The 2,698-nt window shown below is 70.9% G+C and carries 3 protein-coding genes and 1 pseudogene; 1 reads left to right on the plus strand and 3 read right to left on the minus strand.

All coding sequences use genetic code 11. The features are described 5' to 3' along the window. The 3 genes from AC06FP_RS16775 to AC06FP_RS16785 all read right to left on the minus strand — a co-directional run. A partial coding sequence (locus tag AC06FP_RS16775) for a hypothetical protein (protein ID WP_478076328.1) occupies positions 1–450 on the minus strand: 450 nt, incomplete at its 3' end. Between the two features lie 153 nt (positions 451–603). Further along, a complete protein-coding gene (locus AC06FP_RS16780; RefSeq protein WP_478076329.1) occupies positions 604–1,662 on the minus strand; it encodes a FecR family protein in 1,059 nt (352 codons plus the stop codon). Then, on the minus strand, positions 1,659–2,204 hold the full coding sequence (locus tag AC06FP_RS16785) for an RNA polymerase sigma factor (protein ID WP_456116623.1): 546 nt from the start codon (positions 2,202–2,204) through the stop codon (positions 1,659–1,661). Before AC06FP_RS16785 ends, AC06FP_RS16780 begins: the two co-directional genes overlap by 4 nt. Before the next feature lie 182 nt (positions 2,205–2,386). Between AC06FP_RS16785 and AC06FP_RS16790 the strand changes: the two are divergent. Further along, positions 2,387–2,698, plus strand: a pseudogene (locus AC06FP_RS16790) (hypothetical protein); the annotation flags it as partial.

Raw genomic sequence — 2,698 nt, forward strand, 5'->3', positions numbered from 1 at the left:
CATGCCGTTGTCCACCGAACCGGCGCCGGGGGTCATGGCGATGACCTCGGCGACCTTGGTGATGCCCATGGCGTCGATCTGCTCGCCGGTGATGGCGGTCATCGCGATCGGCACGTCGATCTGCCGTTCGTCGCGCTTGCGGGCGGTGACGCGCATGCCGACCATGCTCAGCACCGTCGGCATGTCGGCGGTCCGTTGCACCGCCGGCAGCCTGTCCACGCCGGGCACGGCCGCCTGCGGCTGGATGCTGACCGCATCGGCGCCATGCACGCTGTATGTGCATCCGGAGCCGGCCAGCAGCCGCTCCAGCGCCTGCCGCGGCTCCAGGTATCCGCGTACCGGCGCGACCTTCTGCCGCCCCACGCAGCTGGAAAACACCTGCATCCGCGATTGCCGGGAAAAATCGATCAACGCCGCGTCCAGCGCCTGCCCGGCGATATCGAACTCCATCGCCGCGGACGGTTCGCCCGGCGCGGCAAGCGCAACGCCGCAGCCGCACAGGCCCAGCGACGCCAGAAGCCTCCGGCGCCAGGCGGTCACCGCTCCGCGTTGTCCGCTCCAGTGGCCGATGCCGTGCCTCCTACTCCCGCCGCGGGTGCCGCGTCATCGTCCGGTCTCCCCGGCGCGCCGCTCCAGCACGATGCGGTCCGGCGACCGCACCACGTCCAGCGAGAACGCCCTGGCCATTCCCTCCAGCCAGGCATCGACGTCGCCGGTCGACCAGCGCCCGGTCACCGGGCGGCCCGCCAGCGCACCATCGCCCAGCGCCACCGGTATGGGCGAATAGCGGTTCAGGTCGGCGATGACGTTGCCCAGCGGTTCGCCGGCATACACCACGCTGCCGTCCATCCAGGCCAGGGCATCGCGCGCATCGACGGCATGCGGCGCGCTCAGGCCGCCGCCGGCGCCGAGCGCGGTCTTCTGCCCGGCGACGAGCTGCACCGTCCTGCGCCCGCCGGTATCGGGGGAGAGATCGTTGACCTGCACATGCCCCTCGGTCACCGTGACGGCGACGCCCGAGGCGCGCTGCTCGACCGCGAAGCGTGTGCCCAGCGCCTGCGCGATCAGGCCGCCGGCGCGCACCTCGAAGGGACGCGCGGCGTCCCGCGCGACGGAGAAGTACGCCTGCCCGGCGACCAGTTCCAGCTGCCGCCGCGCCGGGCCGATCTGCACGCGCAGCTGGCTACCCGGCCCCAGATCGACCTGCGAGCGGTCGGCAAGCACGTAGTGCCCCAGTTCGCCCCGGGCGGTGGCGTAGACCTGCACCGCGTCGGCAGCCGCGCCGCCCTCACGCTCGAACAGGCGCACCGCGCCCAGGCCGAGGCCCACGCAGGCGACCGCGGCCGCGGCGGCCCATCGCAGCCACCGCCGTCGCCCCGCGCGCGGCGCGACGGACGGCCGCGCACGCGCCTGCATGGCGCCGGCAGCGCCCTCGCCCCGCGCCAGCCGCGAGGGCGGCAGCAGGTCTTCCGGCAGCCGCGCGGCGGCCTGCCACATCAGGCTGACGTCATCGAAGGCGCGCGCATGCTCGGCGGAGGCCTCCATCCACTGGTTCCACTGCTCGATCTGTTCGTAGGAAAGATCCTCGTCCTGCAGCCGCACGACCCACTCGGCAGCCTGCTCGACGATGCGCTGGCGGGAAAGTCCATCCTGGTTGTTCATCGTCCTTCCTCCCCGATCCCGTCCAGCCGCGACTGGCACAGCGCCAACGCCTTGGCCAGATAGATCCTCACCATGCGCTCGGTGACCCCGAGCCGTTCGGCCGCCTCCCTGAAACTGTATTGCCTGAAACGCACCAGGCGGAAGGCTTCGGCGCAGTTGGGCGGCAGTTCCGCCAGCAGCGCCGGCAGCTGCTCCAGTATCCGCGTCGCGCGCAGCGAGCGCTCCGGGTCCGAGGCCGGGTCCGGCCACAGCCCCAGGTCGTCCGGCTCCGGCAGTTCGGTATACGCCCGGCGCCGCAGCATGTCGGTGGCAAGGTTCTGCGCGATCTTGAACAGCAGCGCGCGGTGGTAGCTGGCGGTCTGTTCCTGGCCGAGGTTGAGCAGCCGCGCATAGGCTTCCTGGGCGATGTCGCGGGCATCCTCGTACGAGCCCAGCCGCTGCTGCAGCGAGCGGATCAATGCCTTGTTGAAATTGCGTACCAGCGCCTCGGCCCCGGACGGCGGCGCGGCGGCGTCGGTGCGGAAGTCGTCGGGTTCGCCCATCAGGGAATGTTTGCGGCCGTCCATATCTGCTTATACGAAGCAGGAGGGCAAAACTGAAATGCCCCTGCACCGCGGAAAGATTGCAGGCGAAACATTTCCGGAAGCGTCTCCTCGTTCGTAGAGGAAGTTACAGGGCAATGACCGTCCTGTGCCATCCCGATGACGAGACGAGGACCGCAACCGTGAACTCCCTTCCACGCGCCGTACGCAGGACACCTTCCCCCCGCACCCGCCTGAGCCAGGGCATCCTGCTGTGCCTGGCCACCCTGATCGCCGTCCCGGCGCTCGCCGACGAACCGGCCACGCCGCCGCAGGGCGAAGCCACCAACCTGGGCGCGGTGAAGGTCACCGCCCGCAAGCGCGACGAGCGGCAGATCGACGTGCCGATCGCGATGACCGCCATCACCGGCGAGCAGATCGACGCCATGGGCATCACCAAGGTCGCCGAGGTCATCGCCATGACCCCCGGCGCCGGCTCGGTGGACAACGGCGGC

The sequence above is a fragment of the Stenotrophomonas sp. Steno-Z2 genome (assembly GCF_056393235.1).